1 protein-coding gene is annotated in these 367 nt (G+C 39.2%); it reads right to left on the bottom strand.

What is annotated here, in order from left to right:
• Positions 1–21 precede the first annotated feature (21 nt).
• On the bottom strand, positions 22–367 hold a 346-nt coding region (locus C1642_RS20065), incomplete at its 5' end, for a DcaP family trimeric outer membrane transporter (protein ID WP_265735002.1).

Genomic DNA, 367 nt, shown 5'->3' with positions numbered 1-367 from the left:
TCACATGATGGGGCTGCTTATTTAAAAATCATAACTCGCTATCATGTTGAAACGGTTATCAATCCCGTTACGATTATCAAATGTTTCTCGTTCTCCATAAACATATTCGATACCCAAAGTAATCGGCTTATACGGGTTATAAAGTGCATTCACCCAACCTTGCCAAAGCTGTTTGTTTTGGGTGGTACTAGTACGCTGTAATTCGGCAAAACGGTTATTATCTTTGGCCTTCATATAGCCATAGCCTAAAGTCGAGCGAATTTGCGGTGTAAATTGATGAGTGATACCCAAAGAAACCGTGTCAAATTCATTGCTATGCATATTGTTTTGATCGTCTATTGCATAGCCACTGTTACTCCATAGCAAG

This window comes from Acinetobacter sp. AKBS16, assembly GCF_002899995.1.
Classification (GTDB): domain Bacteria; phylum Pseudomonadota; class Gammaproteobacteria; order Pseudomonadales; family Moraxellaceae; genus Acinetobacter; species Acinetobacter baumannii.
The sequence above is the reverse complement of the archived record's forward strand: the minus strand, read 5'-3'. Positions and strand labels throughout refer to the sequence as shown.